We start from the raw sequence: 20,219 nt of genomic DNA on the forward strand, positions 1-20,219 counted from the left end.
CCATAATGGCCGCAATCGCGGTGTTAAAGGCTAAACGACGACCTAGGTCATCTGATACTTTCGCAATCGTTTTATGTAAGTCGCGACGTAAATCTTTTTGTGCTTCTGTCAGTGCTGAAAGATCAAGAGGCTGTGTCGCGCCTTTTTGAGTGTGCTCGTGAACTAAACGCCATAAACGACGTAAAAAACGGTTTGCACCTTCAACACTAGATTCCTGCCATTCCAGCGTTAATTCTGGTGGCGCAGCAAACATCATAAATAAACGAACAGTATCGGCACCATAACGTTCAACCATAGTTTGTGGGTCGATACCGTTATTTTTAGATTTAGACATTTTGCTCATGCCAGCATAAGTCAGTTCATGGCCTTCACTGTCAGTGGCTTTTATGATGCGGTTTTTCTCATCACGTTCAACAATAGCTTCAGCAGGAGATACCCAATGACGAGCACCATCTTCACCGGTGTAATAGAACGCATCTGCTAATACCATGCCTTGGCACAGTAAGCGTTTAGCAGGTTCATCCGAGTTTACTAAACCAGCATCACGCATCAGTTTATGGAAAAAGCGGAAATACATTAAGTGCATGATGGCGTGTTCAATACCACCAATATACCAGTCAACGGGTAACCAATAGTTAGCAGCTTTCGGATCTAACATGCCTTTATCGTAATCAGGGCAGGTATAACGAGCATAATACCAAGAAGATTCCATAAAGGTGTCAAAAGTATCTGTTTCGCGCAGCGCAGGCTGACCATTGATAGTGGTTTTTGCCCACTCAGGATCGGCTTTGATTGGGCTGGTGATCCCGTCCATTTTCACATCTTCTGGCAGGATAACAGGCAATTGATCTTCAGGAACAGGAACAACAGTGCCGTCTTCTAAGGTAGCCATTGGAATTGGCGCACCCCAGTAACGTTGACGAGAAACACCCCAGTCACGTAAACGGTAGTTAACTTTGCGTTCACCAATACCCATTTGTGCCAGTTTATCTGCAATAGCATTAAAGCCAGCTTGGTTATCTAAACCAGAGAATTCACCAGAGTTGATCAGGCTATTTTTCTCGGTTAATGCACCTTCAGATAAGTCAGGTTGATTACCTTCAGCATCAGCAATAACGGCTTTAATAGGTAAGTTATATTTGGTTGCGAATTCCCAGTCACGTTCATCATGACCTGGTACTGCCATGACAGCTCCTGTGCCGTATTCCATTAATACAAAGTTAGCAACCCAAATAGCGATTTTCTCTTTTGTTAATGGATGAATAGCATAAAGACCTGTTGCAATCCCTTTTTTCTCCATTGTTGCCATATCGGCTTCTGCCATCTTCATGTTGCGGCATTCATCAATGAAGTGTTGAACTTCAGGATTATTTTGAGCTGCTTTTTGCGCTAATGGGTGACCTGCTGCAACGGCAACATAAGTGACACCCATAAAGGTATCAGGACGCGTTGTATAGACGGTCATAGTGTCGTCGCTGTCAGCTACATCAAATTTAATTTCGACACCTTCTGAGCGACCAATCCAGTTACGTTGCATGGTCTTAACTTGTTCAGGCCACTCGTCTAACGTATCTAAATCGTTTAACAGCTCTTCTGCATATTCAGTAATTTTGATAAACCACTGTGGAATTTCTTTACGCTCAACAGGGGTATCACAGCGCCAGCAACAGCCATCGATAACTTGTTCGTTGGCTAAAACAGTTAAGTCGTGTGGGCACCAGTTAACGGCAGAGGTTTTTTTTATAAACTAAGCCTTTTTCATATAACTTAGTGAAGAACCACTGCTCCCAGCGATAATATTCAGGTGTACAGGTAGTGACTTCACGATCCCAATCGTAACCAAAACCCAGTTTTTTTAACTGGTTTTTCATATAATTGATATTTTCGTAAGTCCATGGTGCTGGGGCTGTGTTATTTTTTACTGCGGCACCTTCTGCGGGTAAACCAAATGCATCCCAACCGATAGGCTGTAAGACGTTTTTACCTAGCATACGTTGATAACGGGAAATCACGTCACCAATGGTGTAGTTACGGACGTGTCCCATGTGTAGTCGGCCAGAAGGATAAGGTAGCATTGACAGGCAGTAATATTTTTCTTTGTTATTATCTTCTGTCACTTTAAATGTATTGTTCTTTTCCCAGTGTTCCTGGATAGTTTGCTCTATATCTTCGGGACGATATTGTTCTTGCATGGCACCGATAATCCTATGGTGAATTAATGGCTACCGGAGGGTAACCGCTATTATGAAATTAAGACTTGCATAGCATAGCTGATTTTGTCTAATAGCCACAACTATTGATCTCAATGAAAGTCACTGTTTGCATAACTTTTTCAAGACAATGAAGAGATATCTTGGAAAGCGTTAAAACAAAAAGACAATAAATGCGTATTTTCTCAAAAAATAATAGTGATATTGCGAGAAAATAAAATTACTTGATATTTAATTGCGATATTAATCGAAATTATTATTTGGGGCTAGCGTGCTAAAAAAGCACGCTAGCAGAGGAGATGTGAGGATTAATGCAGAATTTTAGCGAGGAAGTCTTTTGCTCGCGCTGATTTTGGATTATCAAAAAAGTCATTTTTAGGTCTATCTTCCACAATTCGACCTTCATCCATAAAAATAATACGGTCAGCAACTTTTTTCGCAAAACCCATCTCATGGGTTACTACCATCATCGTCATACCTTCATTTGCAAGCTCTACCATGACATCAAGCACTTCATTAATCATTTCAGGATCAAGTGCTGATGTCGGTTCATCAAATAACATTGCAATTGGATCCATACATAATGCGCGAGCAATGGCAACACGTTGTTGTTGACCACCAGAAAGCTGAGTTGGATATTTATTAGCATGACTGGCTAATCCCACTCGCTCTAATAGCTTTAATCCTTTCTCTTTTGCAGCCTCTTTTTCTCTATTAAGCACTTTAACTTGTGCCAGTGTCAGGTTTTCAATAATAGAGAGGTGAGGGAAAAGTTCAAAATGTTGGAATACCATACCTACTTTTGCGCGTAATTTAGCAAGATCAGTATGTTTGTCATTGACTTTTATTTCATTAACAAGGATTTCGCCTTGTTGTATAGGCTCTAAGCCATTCACTGTTTTGATCAGTGTGGATTTACCCGATCCAGAAGGTCCACAGACAACAACAACTTCCCCCTTTTTAACTTCAGTGGAACATTCAGTCAGTACTTGAAACTGACCATACCATTTGGATACGTTTTTTAGGGAAATCATCTAAGTAGTCCTTTTTTTAAGAAAGTTCACTAACATTGAAGCTGCGAAACTAATGACAAAATAAACAAAACCAGCAAAGAGGATCATCTCAACTTGTGTACCATCTCGTTCGCCAATATTTGCCGCTGTTCTGAAAAAGTCAGTAAGACTTAAAACGTAAACTAAGGATGTATCTTGAAATAATACAATTCCTTGAGTTAGTAAAAGCGGGATCATGGCTCTAAAGGCTTGAGGTAGGATCACTAAACGCATTGTTTGTGATTTAGTCATACCTAACGCGAGTGAGGCTGAAAATTGCCCTTTGCTAACACTTTGAATACCTGCTCTTATAATTTCAGAGTAATAGGCTGCTTCAAATAAAGAGAACGCTATCATTGCTGAAATTAAACGGATATCACTTTTCGGTGAAAGCCCTAGAACATTTTGTAATATGTTAGGCACAATTAAATAAAACCACAGCAATACCATGACTAATGGGATAGAACGGAAGGTATTAACATAAGCAGCTGCAAACCAGCTAATAGGTTTAAAGGTAGATAGGCGCATAACGGCAAGCACCGTTCCCCATAAAATACCAACCACAATAGCGGTGATAGTAATTTTTAGTGTGATAGCCATTCCATCGACTAAGAAGGGTAGGCTTGGAACAACAGAACTCCAGTCAAATTCGTACATTATTGACCTCCTGTTGTGCCAGGTAAACGAACGCGTTTTTCAAGCCAATGCATTATTAACATAATGATGACGTTGATAAATACATAGGCCAGTGTGATTGCTGTGAATGACTCATACGCTTTTGCTGAATAGTCGAGAAGCTTATTCGCTTGAGCTGCCATATCAATAAGTCCGATAGTAGAGGCAATCGCTGAGTTTTTCACGAGATTGAGCATTTCGGAGGTCATTGGCGGAATAATGACTCGGTATGCATTGGGTAATAAAACATAACGATAAGTTTGAGGTAAAGTTAAGCCCAGCGCTAAGCCTGCGGCTTTTTGACCACGGGGTAATGAGTTTATTGCAGCTCTAACTTGTTCACACATACGCGCGGCGGTAAATAAACCTAAGCAGAGTGCTGATGAGACAAAAAATTGCACATTTGGCGCTAAGTCCATTTTAAACCAGTCGCCAATAGATTGAGGTAATAATTCAGGAATAACGAGATACCACGTAAAGAATTGAACAATCAGTGGCACGTTACGGAATAACTCAACATAAACAGTGCCTAAGCTTGAGAGCCAGCGATTAGGTACAGTACGTAAAATTCCGAATAAAGAACCGACAAGAAAGGCAATAACCCAAGCGCATAAAGATAAGGCGATAGTGACTTGGAAGCCAGAAATCAGCCATCCTAAGTATGTGGTGTTTCCGAAAGGGGCTTCTTGGAAGAATATCCCCCAATCCCAATCAATCGACATGATTTCACCTCCGGTGAAAAAAGAGGGGCAGGGAACGGCTGCCCCAAACTTTACTGATCTGTCTGTCCAACAGATACTTTATAATTATTTATTTTTGCATCAACTTGTTATGTGCTTTTAATTCAATGCCTTATCATTTGGTGATGCAAATAATGCTTTCATTTCATCAGAGATGGTGAATTCTAAGTTAAGATTTTTAGGTGGGATGGGGGCATTAAACCAGCGATTAAATGATTTTTCCGCTTCACCTGTTTTTTGTGCTTTAGCGATAGTTTCATCAATTAACGCTTTGAATTGAGCGTCATCTTTACGCAACATACAACCATAAGCTTCTTCAGATTGTGGGGTTCCTACAATTTCCCACTCACCCGGTTTTTTCGCTTTAGCGCGTTCACCAGCTAATAATGCGTCATCCATCATAAAGGCAACAGCACGGCCTGATTCAAGTGTTCGGAATGAGTCGCCATGATCTTTTGCGCTGATAATGCGCATATTCATTTTTTTCTCATCATTTAATTTGTTGAGTAACATTTCAGATGTTGTACCTGATGTTACGACAACATTTTTACCAGACAGGTCGGCAAAATCTTTAATTCCACTGTCTTTTTTCGTCAGTAAACGGGTACCTACAATGAAAATAGTATTAGAGAAGCTCGCTTGTTGCTGACGAGCTTCATTATTGGTTGTTGAACCGCACTCAAAATCAAATGTGCCATTTTGTAATAATGGAATACGATTCTGAGAAGTAATAGGTATGAGGCGAACTTGTAAATTTGGTTTGCCTATTTTGTCTTTTACAGCCTGCACAATTAAGTTGGAATAGTCTTGAGAATAGCCAACCACTTTCTGTTGATTATCATAGTAAGAGAAAGGAACAGAGGATTCTCTGTGTCCAACAATGATTATATCGTTGTCATTGATTTTTTTTTAAGGTTCCAGTGAGTTCTTCTGCCTGCACAGCGGCAGCAGCCCCTAAGATCATTAATGATAATGCTAGTTTACGCATGCGCATAATAACTCCTGTCGTGGTGATAAGTGATATTTGTGTTTTTGCTTTATGTTGCTTTTTTGTTTTAATTTGTTTTGGTAATGTTAATAAATAGAACAAATAACATACTGTTGGGAAGTGTAATTTGTGAAATACGAGAGGTATCTCTCAATAAAAGAATCAAATCAAATATAGTTGATTATTTTTTTGGAAGTTGTTTTCAATATTTAAAAGAATTGTAGTAGAAACCTCATAAAAAGAAAGGTTAAAGATGAGAATTTGAGATAAGGCGAAAAATAAACTAAGTAGGGATTTGTAAAGTTTGTCTTAAGGAGTTGTTTGTCTGTGGATTACCGCTAAGATAACGGGTCATATTGATGAGGAACATCTATGAGTAATTGGCGGTCAGGTCGCTGGCTAGTGTTGATAACTGTTTTGCTGATCTTGTGTTGCATTGTTCAGCGTTCATTGGGTGCTCACATTATTAGTGAGCGCTTAGCAACGGCTGTTGCTCAAACTCAATACCCTCTATCAACATCCACTGCTGATGAAAAGAGCGGAACCGAGCATATTTATTCGTTGTCTACCTGTGAGTTAAGCGCCAAATCATTATTATCGGTTCCTCCTCTAACAATAGAGCCATTTTTCCATTCATGGGCTGTATTGCTATTGTTAAGCATGGCTGCTATCTATGTTTCGCGTCAGCGGAATCAGAAAAAACATCATCATCCACCTCCCCCAATCAGACTTCACCTTCATTATTGTATTTTGAGGGATTAGAAATTTCCTTTTAGCTAAAAGATTGCACGTCTATTTTGGACGAGGCTCTATGTGTAGCGTTGTAGGAATTTTTAGGGAGTTGTTATGTTTCGTTCTTTTATTATGGCGTTGATATTAACGCTATTTACTTTATCTACTTCTCAAGCCGCTGATACAGGCTGGTTAACCACGCCTGATAATTCTCATGCAAAAGTTAGGGCGATAGCACAAAAATCCCCAGCCGGTGACGTGAAAGTTTTACTCGAAGTACAGCTTGAGTCTGGATGGAAAACGTATTGGCGTTCTCCAGGAGAAGGTGGGGTTGCTCCTGAAATTAATTGGTCGCAAGATGTGGGGGCAATGACTTGGCATTGGCCTTCGCCTTCAGCATTTGATGTAGCAGGTATTCATACTCAAGGTTATGATAAACAAGTTGTTTTTCCCATTGAGTTATCAGCTGTTCATACTGATCGTTTAATGGGTGTACTAACTTTATCAACATGCAGTAATGTCTGTATTCTGACTGACTACACTTTAGATTTAGATCTTACTGAGCCAGTGCCTGCAGATTTTGAATGGCAATATAATCAGGCAATGTCCAAAATTCCTGTTGGAACAGGATTAATATCATCAGTTTCTTCTGGTTATAACAATAGCCAACTCACTATCTCTTTACAAAAAGAACAAGGTGCTTGGGTTAATCCTAATATATATCTTGATCCCCCTGAAGGTATGCTTTACGGCATTCCAAAATTAAATCACCAAGATAAAAACCTATTTGTTACAGTTGATGTGACAGATGATTGGGGCGATGCTGCTGGTGATATCTCAGGCAAAATGCTTTCTTTTGTTATTACTGACCAAGACTCTTCTCGTCAAGTTAATGACACAATAGGGCATGGAAAAGGGGAACTTACGCCACCGTCTAATTCAGGTATCGGGCTTTGGAGTATTCTTGCTTTTGCACTCTTGGGGGGCTTAATTTTGAATTTGATGCCCTGCGTATTACCCGTACTTGCGATGAAGATGGGATCAATCTTACATCTTGAAAATCGTGATAAGAAGGTTATTCGCAAACAGTTCTCTGTTTCTGTTTTGGGTATTTTAGTCTCATTTTGGGCGTTAGCTCTGTTTATGACAGGCTTACGTTATAGCCAAGAAGCTTTAGGATGGGGAATTCAATTCCAAAGCCCTTGGTTTATTGGTTTTATGGTATTAGTTACCGCTATTTTTACTGCAAATCTATTTGGATTATTTGAATTGCGATTAAGTAGTAATATGAATACCAAAATGGCAACCGCGGGTGGACAAGGATATAGCCGACACTTTTGGGAAGGTGCATTTGCAACTTTACTCGCAACACCTTGTTCTGCGCCATTTTTAGGAACCGCAGTGGCTTATGCACTGATTGCGCCTTTAAATGAACTCTGGCTTATTTTTACCGCTCTAGGGATTGGAATGAGTTTGCCTTGGATTTTGGTCGCCATTTTCCCATCTATCGCCAAAGCACTACCTAAACCCGGTAAATGGATGAATCGCCTAAGAGTGGTTTTAGGTTTTATGATGTTGTTATCCAGTATTTGGTTAATTACATTACTTATTCCACATTTAGGAATGCCAATCGTTATGGCTATTTTTGGTGTGATTGCTTTGCTTTTATTGTTAGCAATTGCACGGCATTATGGCAAAAAAACGGTATTTATTTCGGCTATTATTGCCCTCTTTTTAGCGGGAAGTACCTATCTATTTGTGGAACAACCCGCAAGCCAAACACTTGCAGGTCAAGATTCGATAGATTGGCAGCCTTTATCAGAAGAAGCGATACACCAAGCATTAGCAGATAATAAACGCGTATTCGTTGATGTCACAGCAGATTGGTGTGTAACCTGCAAAGCAAATAAATACAATGTATTATTGCGAGATGAGATCCAGGCAGCACTTTCAGCGCCAGATGTTGTCGCATTAAGAGGAGATTGGACCAAACCCTCTGATAAGATCACTCTGTTTTTAAAACAACGTGGTCAAGTTGCAGTACCTTTTAATCAAGTTTATGGACCAGGCCATAAAGATGGCGTGGTTTTACCCCCTATTTTAAATAAAGATTCAACATTGACAGTTCTTTCTGAGGCTAAAGGAGCCCAATAATGAAAAAAAACACTTTCTGCACTGGTTATCTCTTCGTTACTTTTTGGTGCAAATGTGCACGCTGCGGCATTAAGCGCTGATCAAGAAAAAGAAGTTCGGGCGCTGGTTCGTGATACGTTAATCAAAAATCCAGAAATCTTGGAAGAAGCGATCACTGCATTACAAACTCAAAAAGCAGATGAGCAACAAGCTCAATTCCGTACTGCATTAAGTGCAGAGCATGACGCATTATATAACGATGCAGCAAGTCCGCGTATTGGTGCAAAAGACGCGAAGTTAGTGCTCGTTTCTTTTACTGATTATAACTGCCCTTATTGCAAGCGTTTCGACCCATTATTAGAACAAATCACAAAAGATTATCCTGAAATTGCTGTAGTTATTAAACCACTGCCATTTAAAGGCGAAAGTTCTGCAAAAGCGTCTCAAGCTGTTCTTTCAGTTTGGAAAGAAGATCCGAAAGCATTCTTAGCATTACATCAACGTTTAATGCAGAAGAAAACAATGCTAGATAATGCAAGTATTGATGATGCAATGAAAACAACGAATACAAGCAAAGTGAAATTAACGGATGAAAGTTTAAAAGTGTTACAAAATAACTTAGATCTGTCTCGTAAGTTAGGTATCCAAGGTACACCAGCAACTATTGTTGGTGATATGGTTATTCCTGGTGCCGTTGATTACGCTCAGTTAGAGGTAATTGTGAAAGAGCAATTGGCTAAAGTGAAAAAATAATGCGTAGTCGCTTACGAAAATGGAGTAAAGAACTGATTGTTCTGGTAGTCATTTTCGTTGTAGCTACTTTTGCGATAGATTGGTGGCGACAACCTACGCCACCATCTTTAACAAACTTACCTGAGCTTTATACTGTTGATAATAAAGTTGTTTCTTTAGCTGAATTGAGTGCTGAGAAGCCTTTATTAATCTATTTTTGGGCAACGTGGTGTGGGATTTGTAAACTAACAACACCCGCGGTAAATTCGTTAGCGCAAGAGGGTTATAACGTGACATCTGTTGCGATCCGTTCTGGTGATAATGCGAAGTTAGAGCGCGGTATTCAGTCTAAAGGGCTGCGCTTTCCTGTAATAAATGATAGTCGGGGGGATATTTCTCAGCAGTGGGAAATTAGTGCAACACCTTCATTTGTTATTATTTATAAAGGGGAAATGGTAGGATTTACGAGCGGTTGGTCATCTTCGTGGGGATTAAAACTACGTTTATGGTGGGCTTCTATCTAAACGAGTTATCAAAATTTAAGTAAAGAAAAAATAAGACCAGGTAAACTTGCTATGAAATAGATTATTTCATAAATAATATTTTCACGTCTGCGTTCAATTTTTTTTTTCTTCCGTATTTTGGGTAACTAATGCTTTTTCATCAGCAATGCGTTTGGCTGTATTAATATGTATTGGCACAATATTAATAGGAATAACGATTTGATTATTTTTATTAGCAGGGGTTAATTGAGCTAATGTCCAACCATATTGATGCTGTTTATCTCCAAACGCATTTTGCTGAATAACATATCCGTAATAATCTTTACGAAATCCTTTTTCTTCATTATCACTAGAAATTTTATGGGCATATTGCCAATAAGATTGAATATTTTCTGATGACTGAATTAATTGGGAGAGTGCTGGTGGTTCAAGTAGAGTGACATTAACGCGTTTTGACTCAGCGTCTTGTTTTTGTTGATCGGTAATCGCTGTTTTCCAATGCACAGGTATAATAGTTTTATCTTCAATCAGTTGAGCAATTGACGTTGGTTTTTGTGATAATACCCAGCCAAATTCATGTTGTTGATTGAACATGCTGCGTTGGATCCATTTGTTTTTTTTATCTTTACGAAATCCTTTGGTTTCATTATCTGTTGATATTTCTTTAGCTCTTTGCCAAATAATATCAAGAATATGTTCAGGATAATGCGCCATTTTAAAGCCCTCATATAAGAAAAAGCCCAACTTAATTAATATTAACTTAATAGGGTTGAGCTTTATTCCTCTTAATTATGCATTATGACGTTTAATAAAGGCAATGATAAAAAATAATCCAACTATTATCCATAATGGTGTATTACCCCACTTATAATAAGGGGTTAACCCAGTTGTTGGTGTGATTTTTTCTGCTAAAGCACCTTCTTCAAATTGAGGAAGTTGAGAAATAACATCACCGTTGGCAGCAATAAATGCAGTAATACCATTATTTGTCGAGCGTAATAGCGGTCTTCCTAACTCAAGAGAACGCATTCTTGCCATTTGGAAATGTTGCCAAGGACCAATTGAATTACCAAACCACGCATCATTAGAAATTGTTAATAAGAACCGTGTATCAGGTTTAAAATTAGCACGGACTTGTTCTCCTAAAATAATTTCGTAGCAAATAGCGGCGGTTATTTTGGCATCATTGACTGTAAGCTGAGGCTGAACATATTCCCCTTGGCTCAATGATGACATTGGTAAATTAAAGAAAGGGGCAAGTGGGCGTAATAGTGATTCTAATGGTACATATTCACCAAAAGGAACCAAGTGATGTTTGTTATAGCGATCTGTCGCTGGGTATTGATAAGCATAGTGTTCACCTAATGTGATGACACTATTGTAAAAGCGATAACCTTCTAATGTTGGGCGGGCATCAATAATTCCCGTCATTAAATGAGTATCTTGCTCTCTTAATTGTTTATCTAATTCAGCTAAAAAGTTTTGTTGTTGAATTTCAATATCGGGGATCGCTGATTCAGGCCAAATAATGAGATTTGCATTACCCATAAAAGGGCGACTTAAGGTGAGATAGGTTTTTAATGTACTCTCTAATGTACCCGGTTCCCATTTTAAAGATTGTGCAATATTCCCTTGGATTAATGCAATTTCTTGCGTTTCATCAGGCAGAGGTTGATACCACTGATAGGACTTAAAGCTGATAGGTAATACTAATAAAAGTAGCGCAGCCACAAGGCTGTAAATTGATTTACGATAGATTGTAAAGGCAATTAAACCACTAATAACGGTTAAGAGCAGTGTTATCATGGTGACACCAAAAATAGGTGCAATACCTTTTAATGGTCCATCAATCTGACTATAACCAAATTGTAACCATGGAAAGCCTGATAATACCCAACCCCTTAAAAACTCAGTGATTTGCCATAGTGCAGGTGCTGCGAATATAAATCGCCAGAGTGTTGGTTTGGGGAAAAATTTATTCAGTAATCCAGCAAATAACAGTGTGTAGAGTGATAAATAGAGTGCTAATAAAATCACTAAAAAAATATTTATCGCAAATGGCATACCACCAAAATCAGCGATACTGACGTAAACCCAATTTACTCCGCTACCAAATAATCCAAATCCCCACGCAAAACCAAGGAATGCCCCTTGACGTGTTGTGCGATGAGTGATTATTAGTAATAAACCAAGTAATGAAATTAACGCCGCAGGCCAAAAATCAAATGGCGAAAATGCTAATGTGCCAATAGCACCGAAAAAAACCGCCAGAAGGGCGCGAACCCACTGGCGGTTTAAGAAAGAGATCTTATTCATTGATATCCTATGCATCATTACCGAGTTCAGGGATTGGTGCATCATCGGGGATATGCACATAAACCTGAATGATCTTACGGCTATCTGCCATAACAACTTTAAATTGGTAATTATCAATAGTAATAGTTTCACCACGCGCAGGAAGATGACCAAAGGCTTGCATAACTAAACCGCCAATCGTATCAACTTCTTCATCGCTGAAATGTGTACCGAACGCTTCATTGAAATCTTCTATCTGGGTTAAAGCTCGAACTGAGTAAGCGTGACGACTTAACGGACGAATATCAATATCATCCTCATCATCATACTCATCTTCAATTTCGCCTACGATAAGTTCAAGAATATCTTCAATTGTGACAAGCCCAGAGACACCGCCGAATTCATCAATCACAATCGCCATATGATAGCGTTGAGAGCGGAACTCTTTTAATAGGCGATCAACCCGTTTGCTTTCAGGCACAACAACAGCAGAGCGTAAGACTTTATCCATACTAAATGGCTCTGCGTCAGTACGCATAAATGGCAGGAGATCTTTTGCCATTAATAAGCCTTCAATATGATCTTTGTCCTCGCTAATGACTGGGAAACGGGAATGTGCTGAATCAATGATCACATCTAAACATTCATCAAGGGTTTGATTGCGTTTTAGTGTGACAATCTGTGACCGAGGGATCATGATATCTCGGACACGTTGTTCAGCAATATCCATTACCCCTTCAAGCATGTCGCGGGTGTCAGGATCAATTAATTCTTTCTGTTCAGAATCGCGGATAAGCTCCATCAGATCATCACGGTTTTTAGGTTCACCGTGGAACCACTGATTAAGCAGTGTGAGAAACCCTTTCTTAGGACCAGGGTTATCGTTACTCGAAGATTGGTCGTCGCTCATGGCGTTTTAACTATTTTTCCTCATTGAATGGTTAATTAGATATAATATTTATCATAAAAATAAGAGAACTGTTACTCTTTTTCAATTAAATAGGGATCTGCATAACCTAAATTTTGTAAGATTTCTGTCTCTAAACCTTCCATTTCTTCGGCTTCATCATCTTCAATATGATCATAGCCTAAAAGATGCAGACATCCATGAATAACCATGTGTGCCCAATGCTCTTCAACAGTTTTACTTTGCTCAACGGCTTCTTTTTCTACCACTTGGCGGCAAATAATTAAATCACCTAATAACGGCAACGCTATTTCAGGCGGTGCCTCAAAGGGAAAAGAAAGCACGTTAGTCGGTTTGTCTTTTCCACGATAAGTGAGATTCAGTTCGTGACTCTCTGCTTCATCAACAATACGAATAGTCACTTCACTTACAGGTTGAAATTGCGGTAATACCGCTTCTAACCATGTCATAAATTGGGCTTCAGTAGGAAGCCCTTGCGCATTTTCACTGGCGACTTGTAAATCAAGGATAACTTCACTCATGATTTTCTCTCTGAAGCTTCTCTTTTTCTGCTTTGATAGCTTGGCGGCGTTTTTGATCTTCCGTTTCCCAAGCTTCATAGGCGATAACAATTTTAGCAACCACAGGATGGCGAACCACGTCTTCACTGTGGAAAAAGTTAAAACTTAAGTCATTTACATCAGATAAAACTTCAATAGCATGACGTAAGCCTGATTTGTTACCTCTTGGCAGGTCAATTTGGGTAATATCCCCAGTAACAACCGCTTTAGAGTTAAAACCAATACGTGTTAAGAACATTTTCATCTGTTCAATGGTGGTGTTTTGGCTTTCGTCAAGAATGATAAAAGCGTCATTTAATGTGCGTCCACGCATATAGGCGAGAGGTGCAACTTCAATGACATTACGCTCTATAAGTTTCTCAACTTTTTCAAAACCTAACATCTCAAATAACGCATCATAAAGTGGTCGTAAATAGGGATCGACTTTTTGGCTTAAATCGCCGGGTAAAAAACCCAGTTTTTCACCTGCTTCAACGGCTGGACGCGTTAATAAAATACGACGCACTTCTTGACGTTCTAGGGCATCAACAGCGGCAGCAACGGCCAAATATGTTTTCCCTGTACCCGCAGGGCCAATACCAAAAGTAATATCATGGGTCTGGATATTGGCAATATATTGTGCCTGATTCGGTGTACGAGGTTTTATCACACCTCGCTTAGTTCGAATATTGGTTGATTTTCCAAATTCAGGAACATGCTCATCACTTTGCTCAAGCACACGGCTTTCTTTGATTGCAAGGTGAATTTGTTCAGGGTCGATATCGGGGATCACGCCTTTAATGGGCGAGGTTTCCACATACAGGCGACGTAAAATTCCTGCGGCTGCATTGACACACAATGATTTCCCCGTGAGTTTAAAACGGTTATCACGATGATTAATCTCGATACCTAAACGGCGCTCAAGTTGCTTAATATTATCGTCAAATGGACCACATAGGCTCATTAAACGGGCATTGTCAGCTGGCTCTAAGAAAATTTCTTGGGTCGCTACCTGTGTATGTGCTATTACTGTCACTGATTATCCTTTTGTTCAATCTGATCAATTAAGGTTGGTAGACACCTACCCCTAATTCATCTTCTTTACGTGTACGTGCAATAACGGATTCTGGAGATTCGTGAATACGTAAATCCATTTCATCTTCCGTTCTAACGACTTTACCACGCAGTGAGTTGGCATAAACGTCAACAATCTCAACATCAACGAACTTACCAATCATATCCGGTGTACCTTCGAAGTTAACCACACGGTTATTTTCAGTACGACCAGAAAGTTCCATCACATTTTTACGTGAAGGTCCTTCGACGAGAATACGTTGTACAGTGTTTAACATTGCACGGCTAAAGTTCATCGCTTGTTGATTGATACGTTGTTGTAGCAGATATAAACGTTGTTTCTTCTCATCTTCACTGACGTCATCAGGTAAATCAGCAGCAGGTGTGCCCGGACGTGCTGAATAGATGAAACTAAAGCTCATATCAAAATTAACATCCGCAATTAATTGCATCGTTTTTTCAAAGTCGTCTTGGGTTTCACCAGGGAAACCGATGATAAAGTCTGAGCTTATCAGAATATCAGGACGTGCTTTGCGTAGTTTGCGAATGATGCTCTTATATTCAAGTGCAGTATGGTTACGCTTCATCAATGTTAGAATGCGGTCAGAGCCACTTTGCACAGGTAAGTGCAAATAGCTGACTAATTCTGGTGTATCTTCATAGACGGCAATAATATCGTCAGTAAATTCGATAGGGTGGCTGGTTGTAAAGCGAACACGGTCAATGCCATCAATTGCGGCGACTAAGCGAATTAATTCTGCAAAACTACAAATTTGACCATCAAAAGTAGCGCCACGATAGGCATTAACATTTTGACCTAACAAGTTGACTTCGCGCACGCCTTGTGCAGCTAATTGAGCAATTTCAAATAGTACATCATCACAAGGACGGCTAACTTCTTCACCACGTGTGTAAGGAACGACACAGAAAGAGCAGTATTTGTTACAGCCTTCCATTATAGAGACAAACGCTGAAGGACCTTCGGCACGAGGCTCTGGTAAACGGTCAAATTTTTCGATTTCAGGGAAGCTGATATCGACAACGGGGCTTTTCGTCCCTTTAACCTGATTAATCATTTCAGGTAAACGGTGTAAAGTTTGTGGTCCGAAGATAATATCGACACACTGCGCACGTTGACGGATGTACTCACCTTCTTGAGAGGCAACACAACCGCCGACGCCAATGATAATATCGGGTTTATTATCTTTAAAATATTTCCAACGTCCTAATTGATGAAAGACTTTTTCTTGTGCTTTCTCACGGATAGAACAGGTATTTAGCAGTAGAATGTCCGCATCTTCGGCGACATCGGTTAACTGATAACCGTGGGTGCTTTCGAGTAGGTCTGCCATTTTGGATGAATCGTACTCATTCATCTGACAGCCCCAAGTTTTAATGTACAGTTTTTTTATCGTCGACATTGTGTAAATCCGGTATTTTCAGTGAGACAATAGCTAATCATTGGAAAACGTTGCGTGTAATAAGCCAATAAGGCGGTTATTGTAGTCATTTGTGTGGTCAGTGACTAGAGCAAGTCGGCGCTAATTATCTATGGCGTTTAGTTTAATAGAAATAAATTGAAACAGCGCTTACCTATTATTTAAAGTAATGAGTTATGGCATAACAATGATGAGTAATGTAAAAAACAATTTTGATGCAATTATCGCAGGTGGCGGAATGATTGGCGCTGCTGTTGCAATTGGACTGGCGCAAGAAGGATTGCGTGTTGCAATGATTGAACGACAGTCTCCAGCACCTTTTGATGCGTCATCTCATCCTGATATCCGTATTTCTGCGATTAGTTGTGCGTCCGTTAGTCTATTAAAACAATTAGGTGCATGGCAACATGTTTTAGCGATGCGTTCTGCACCTTATCTTACCTTAGAAACATGGGAAGAAGAAAATGCCCATGTAGTTTTTGATGCTAAAAGCTTAGGTTTACCTGAATTAGGCTATATGGTTGAAAACCGAATTTTGCAATTAGCACTTTGGAAAGAGGCTGAACGTTATAGCAATATCACTTTATTATGTCCAAATAGTCTAAGTAAAATGACTTATTTAGAGGATAAATGGAAAGTAACACTTTCTGATGGTAGTGAAGTGACCACCAATTTAGTGGTAGGTGCGGATGGTGCGAATTCTCAAGTGCGCCAATTTGCGGGTATTGGTAGCAATGGCTGGCAATATCGTCAATCTTGTATGCTGATCACGGTGAAAACAGCGTTACCACCTGAAAAGGGGACATGGCAACGGTTTTACCCTTCAGGACCTCGTGCTTATTTACCTCTTTTTGATCATTGGGCTTGTTTAGTTTGGTATGACTCACCAGACCGAATTAGAAAACTGCAAAATATGTCGATGACACAGCTAGAAAAAGAAATTCAACATGCTTTTCCTGAGCGATTAGGTAAAGCAACACCTATTGCCGCTGGTTCATTCCCATTAACGCGTCAGCATGCAAGTCGTTATGTTGATAAAGGCGTTATTTTGCTGGGAGATGCGGCTCACACGATCAATCCATTAGCGGGACAAGGTGTTAATTTAGGGTACCGTGATGTGGATTGTTTCTTAGACTTAGTGGCTGAAGCGAAAAAACATTTTGAACCTTGGGATTCAATGGCGTTATTGAAGAAATATCAGCGTCGTCGTATGCCTGATAATTTAATCATGCAAGCGGGTATGGACGTATTTTATCACGCCTTTAGCCGCCAATTACCAGGTTTGAAAGTCGTTAGAAATATCGGGCTTTTAGCTGCTCAACATGCCGGAAAAGTGAAAGAAGCGGCGTTACGTTATGCATTAGGTATTCAGTAATTAGAAATGCGATGATCCGAGTTGAATATTAGATCATCGCATTGCCGTTATGCTTTTAACTGTTTGGCATGAAAAGCAATATGCTCACCAATAAAACTCGCCACAAAATAGTAGCTGTGATCGTACCCTTGATGGAAATTCAATTGATAAGGGAATTGTTTTGTATCACAAGCTTGTGCAAATAATTCAGGTTTCAGTTGCTCTTGATAAAAAGGATCATCAAGTCCAACATCAATACGTATAGGTAACACATTTTCTGCTTGGTTAATTAATGCCACTGCATCATATTGTTGCCATTGCGTCGTATCATCGCCTAAATAAGCACTAAACGCTTTTTTACCCCAAGGAACAACTGATGGTGCCACGATCGGAGAAAACGCTGACACACTGCGGTAGCGTGCTGAATTTCGCAGTGCAATTGTTAATGCGCCATGCCCTCCCATCGAATGACCACTAATAGCACGTTGATGAGTCACAGGAAAATGCATTTCTATTAATGTAGGAAGTTCATCAACAATGTAATCATACATATTGTAATGAGTATTCCACGGCGATTGTGTTGCATTGAGGTAGAATCCTGCACCTTGCCCTAAATCATAAGCACTATCATCAGCGACATTTTCACCGCGAGGGCTGGTATCGGGTACCACTAAAATAATGCCATGTTGCGCTGCAAATTGCTGAGCACCTGATTTAGTAATAAAATTTTGTTCATTACAGGTTAAGCCGGATAACCAATATAAAACAGGGTATTTTTGTCCTTCGTCTTCCATAGGAGGAAGATAGATGGCAAATTTCATCTCACAATTCAACGACTTTGATGTATGTTGATAGACTTCTTGCCAACCACCGAAACAGGCGTGACGTTCAATCCTTTCCATTTTGACTCCTTTAAAAGCAAAGACAAACCTATGAAATAGAGGTTTGAGAATGGTTAATCGAAATGAATAACGGTTCGGATTGATTTACCTTCGTGCATTAGATCAAACGCTTCATTAATTTTTTCTAATGGCAGTTTATGGGTAACAAAAGGCTTAAGTTCGATAGTGCCTTTCATTGCATCCTCAACCATACCAGGTAATTGGCTACGGCCTTTAACGCCACCAAAAGCGGTACCTTTCCACGAACGACCCGTCACTAATTGGAATGGACGAGTGGAGATCTCTTGTCCTGCACCCGCGACACCAATAATAATGGATTGACCCCAGCCACGATGTGCACTTTCTAATGCCGCTCTCATGACATTAACGTTACCAATACATTCAAAAGTATGATCAACACCCCATTGTGTCATTTCAACAAGGATTTGTTGAATGGGCTTATCGTAGTCATTAGGATTGATGCAATCTGTTGCGCCAAACTGGCGTGCTAGTGCGAATTTTTCAGGATTTGTATCAATAGCAAAAATACGGCCTGCTTTGGCTTGTCTTGCTCCCTGAAGAACGGCAAGACCAATACCGCCTAAACCAAATACAGCAACTGAGTCACCTTCTTGCACTTTTGCTGTATTGTGAACCGCACCAATACCTGTGGTAACGCCACAACCTAATAAGCAGACTTCTTCGTGATTGGCTTCTGGATTGATTTTTGCCAGCGAAACTTCAGCGACCACGGTATATTCGCTAAAAGTTGAACATCCCATATAGTGATAAATAGGCTGTCCGTTATAAGAAAAACGTGTAGTTCCATCGGGCATTAAACCTTTACCTTGCGTTGCTCTGACTGCAACACATAAGTTGGTTTTGCCTGATTTACAGAATAGGCATTCGCCACATTCTGCAGTGTACAGAGGAATAACGTGATCGCCGGGTTTAACACTGGTGACACCTTCACCGATTTCGACAACCACACCAGCACCTTCATGACCAAGAATAGCAGGGAATACACCTTCAGGATCATCACCCGAAAGCGTAAATGCGTCTGTATGGCAAACACCTGTGTGACTAATTTTAATGAGCACTTCACCTGCTTGAGGTGGCATCACATCAACTTCAACGATTTTTAAAGGTTCTCCTGGCCCAAATGCGACCGCAGCACGAGATTTCATGGTGTATCCTTTTTTGTTATTAACGCAGGTAAGTGCGGATAAGTGAAATGGCATCATCAACGGAGTTTTTTTGATCTTCAGGAGAAGCGACAGCATCCATAAGACCTTCACGTAAATGACTTTCGAGCACACCCGCCATCAGACCGTTTATAGCACCTCTGATGGCGGCAATTTGTTGTAATACCTGACCGCATTCATTTTCATTTTCAAGTGCAGTTTCTAATGCAAGAAGTTGCCCTTTAATTTTTCTTACGCGAGTTAACGCGGCTTTTTTTTTCTGCTGGTGAGTGTGGCATGCATAATCCTTAAATATACTATGGGGGAGTATAGTATTTGGTAGAATATATGTACAGAGAGAGCAATCAAAAAGTGATGAGAATAAAAATAATAATGTGGAAAATGTCGCTCTTTGAGAACGGAAGAATAAGAAATGAAGAGAGAGAACAGGTGTTTAGAGAATAGATAGGGAAAATATTAAGAGATAAAAACAAAAAAAGACTCGCGATGGCGAGTCTTATCTGTTGATTTCGTGATAAACACGTTCGTAATCAATGGTGCGGGAGGCGAGACTTGAACTCGCACACCTTGCGGCGCCAGAACCTAAATCTGGTGCGTCTACCAATTTCGCCACTCCCGCAACAACTTGGAGAAAAAAAGACTCGCTCAGCGAGTCTCTCTTTCAAAATATGGCTGGGATACCAGGATTCGAACCTGGGAATGCCAGGATCAAAACCTGGTGCCTTACCGCTTGGCGATA

17 protein-coding genes, 1 tRNA gene and 2 pseudogenes are annotated in these 20,219 nt (G+C 40.0%); 5 read left to right on the forward strand and 15 right to left on the reverse strand.

Features of this window, described 5'->3' with window-relative positions; all coding sequences use genetic code 11:
• The 5 genes and pseudogenes from leuS to BHE89_RS09835 form a co-directional block, all read right to left on the reverse strand.
• Positions 1 to 2,192, reverse strand: a pseudogene (gene leuS, locus BHE89_RS09815) (leucine--tRNA ligase); the annotation flags it as partial.
• A gap of 326 nt (positions 2,193 to 2,518) precedes the next feature.
• On the reverse strand, positions 2,519 to 3,244 hold the full coding sequence (locus BHE89_RS09820; RefSeq protein WP_069370057.1) for an amino acid ABC transporter ATP-binding protein: 726 nt from the start codon (positions 3,242 to 3,244) through the stop codon (positions 2,519 to 2,521).
• A complete protein-coding gene (gene gltK / locus BHE89_RS09825) occupies positions 3,245 to 3,919 on the reverse strand; it encodes a glutamate/aspartate ABC transporter permease GltK (protein ID WP_006537724.1) in 675 nt (224 codons plus the stop codon).
• Positions 3,919 to 4,659 (reverse strand): amino acid ABC transporter permease, encoded by a 741-nt coding sequence (locus tag BHE89_RS09830; RefSeq protein ID WP_069370058.1) that lies wholly within the window; start codon positions 4,657 to 4,659, stop codon positions 3,919 to 3,921. Before BHE89_RS09830 ends, gltK begins: the two co-directional genes overlap by 1 nt.
• Positions 4,660 to 4,776: 117 nt before the next feature.
• A pseudogene (locus tag BHE89_RS09835) lies at positions 4,777 to 5,671 on the reverse strand (glutamate/aspartate ABC transporter substrate-binding protein).
• A gap of 366 nt (positions 5,672 to 6,037) precedes the next feature.
• Between BHE89_RS09835 and BHE89_RS09840 the strand changes: the two are divergent.
• The 4 genes from BHE89_RS09840 to BHE89_RS09855 all read left to right on the forward strand — a co-directional run bounded on the left by BHE89_RS09840 (position 6,038) and on the right by BHE89_RS09855 (position 9,786).
• Positions 6,038 to 6,427, forward strand: coding sequence for a metal resistance protein (locus BHE89_RS09840; RefSeq protein WP_069370060.1), 390 nt, complete (start codon positions 6,038 to 6,040; stop codon positions 6,425 to 6,427).
• 84 nt (positions 6,428 to 6,511) lie between these two features.
• Positions 6,512 to 8,551, forward strand: a complete 2,040-nt coding sequence (locus BHE89_RS09845; RefSeq protein ID WP_069370061.1) for a protein-disulfide reductase DsbD family protein — start codon at positions 6,512 to 6,514, stop codon at positions 8,549 to 8,551.
• A gap of 54 nt (positions 8,552 to 8,605) precedes the next feature.
• Positions 8,606 to 9,283, forward strand: a complete 678-nt coding sequence (locus BHE89_RS09850; RefSeq protein ID WP_286146041.1) for a DsbA family protein — start codon at positions 8,606 to 8,608, stop codon at positions 9,281 to 9,283.
• Positions 9,283 to 9,786, forward strand: coding sequence for a protein disulfide oxidoreductase (locus BHE89_RS09855; RefSeq protein WP_069370063.1), 504 nt, complete (start codon positions 9,283 to 9,285; stop codon positions 9,784 to 9,786). Before BHE89_RS09850 ends, BHE89_RS09855 begins: the two co-directional genes overlap by 1 nt.
• Positions 9,787 to 9,879: 93 nt before the next feature.
• On the opposite strand, the gene BHE89_RS09860 is transcribed toward BHE89_RS09855, so the two are convergent.
• The 6 genes from BHE89_RS09860 to miaB all read right to left on the reverse strand — a co-directional run bounded on the left by BHE89_RS09860 (position 9,880) and on the right by miaB (position 16,022).
• Positions 9,880 to 10,479 (reverse strand): hypothetical protein, encoded by a 600-nt coding sequence (locus tag BHE89_RS09860; RefSeq protein WP_286146042.1) that lies wholly within the window; start codon positions 10,477 to 10,479, stop codon positions 9,880 to 9,882.
• Between the two features lie 75 nt (positions 10,480 to 10,554).
• Positions 10,555 to 12,081 carry an apolipoprotein N-acyltransferase gene (lnt, locus tag BHE89_RS09865; protein WP_069370065.1) on the reverse strand — a complete coding sequence of 509 codons (1,527 nt, stop codon included), beginning with the start codon at positions 12,079 to 12,081 and terminating at the stop codon, positions 10,555 to 10,557.
• A gap of 7 nt (positions 12,082 to 12,088) precedes the next feature.
• Positions 12,089 to 12,970 carry a CNNM family magnesium/cobalt transport protein CorC gene (corC, locus tag BHE89_RS09870; protein ID WP_023581153.1) on the reverse strand — a complete coding sequence of 294 codons (882 nt, stop codon included), beginning with the start codon at positions 12,968 to 12,970 and terminating at the stop codon, positions 12,089 to 12,091.
• A 71-nt stretch (positions 12,971 to 13,041) separates the two neighbouring features.
• Positions 13,042 to 13,509 (reverse strand): rRNA maturation RNase YbeY, encoded by a 468-nt coding sequence (gene ybeY, locus BHE89_RS09875; RefSeq protein WP_069370066.1) that lies wholly within the window; start codon positions 13,507 to 13,509, stop codon positions 13,042 to 13,044.
• Entirely contained in the window at positions 13,502 to 14,563 is a 1,062-nt protein-coding gene (locus tag BHE89_RS09880; protein WP_069370067.1) for a PhoH family protein, read from the reverse strand. The genes ybeY and BHE89_RS09880 overlap by 8 nt, the downstream gene beginning before the upstream one ends.
• A gap of 28 nt (positions 14,564 to 14,591) precedes the next feature.
• Positions 14,592 to 16,022 carry a tRNA (N6-isopentenyl adenosine(37)-C2)-methylthiotransferase MiaB gene (gene miaB, locus BHE89_RS09885; RefSeq protein WP_069370068.1) on the reverse strand — a complete coding sequence of 477 codons (1,431 nt, stop codon included), beginning with the start codon at positions 16,020 to 16,022 and terminating at the stop codon, positions 14,592 to 14,594.
• 205 nt (positions 16,023 to 16,227) lie between these two features.
• Here miaB and ubiF point away from each other — a divergent pair, with 205 nt between their 5' ends.
• The gene (gene ubiF, locus BHE89_RS09890; RefSeq protein WP_077885176.1) at positions 16,228 to 17,415 is read left to right on the forward strand and encodes a 3-demethoxyubiquinol 3-hydroxylase; all 1,188 of its coding nucleotides are present in this window, start codon (positions 16,228 to 16,230) and stop codon (positions 17,413 to 17,415) included.
• A 47-nt stretch (positions 17,416 to 17,462) separates the two neighbouring features.
• On the opposite strand, the gene fghA is transcribed toward ubiF, so the two are convergent.
• From fghA to BHE89_RS09910, 4 genes are all read right to left on the reverse strand, one after another.
• On the reverse strand, positions 17,463 to 18,296 hold the full coding sequence (gene fghA, locus BHE89_RS09895) for an S-formylglutathione hydrolase (protein ID WP_069370069.1): 834 nt from the start codon (positions 18,294 to 18,296) through the stop codon (positions 17,463 to 17,465).
• A gap of 53 nt (positions 18,297 to 18,349) precedes the next feature.
• Positions 18,350 to 19,462, reverse strand: a complete 1,113-nt coding sequence (locus BHE89_RS09900) for an S-(hydroxymethyl)glutathione dehydrogenase/class III alcohol dehydrogenase (protein WP_069370070.1) — start codon at positions 19,460 to 19,462, stop codon at positions 18,350 to 18,352.
• A 19-nt stretch (positions 19,463 to 19,481) separates the two neighbouring features.
• Positions 19,482 to 19,775 (reverse strand): metal/formaldehyde-sensitive transcriptional repressor, encoded by a 294-nt coding sequence (locus BHE89_RS09905; RefSeq protein WP_128860444.1) that lies wholly within the window; start codon positions 19,773 to 19,775, stop codon positions 19,482 to 19,484.
• A gap of 239 nt (positions 19,776 to 20,014) precedes the next feature.
• Positions 20,015 to 20,099: transfer RNA gene (locus BHE89_RS09910), tRNA-Leu, on the reverse strand.
• Positions 20,100 to 20,219: the final 120 nt, after the last annotated feature.

Source organism: Shigella sp. FC1967, from assembly GCF_001743005.1.
Classification (GTDB): domain Bacteria; phylum Pseudomonadota; class Gammaproteobacteria; order Enterobacterales; family Enterobacteriaceae; genus Proteus.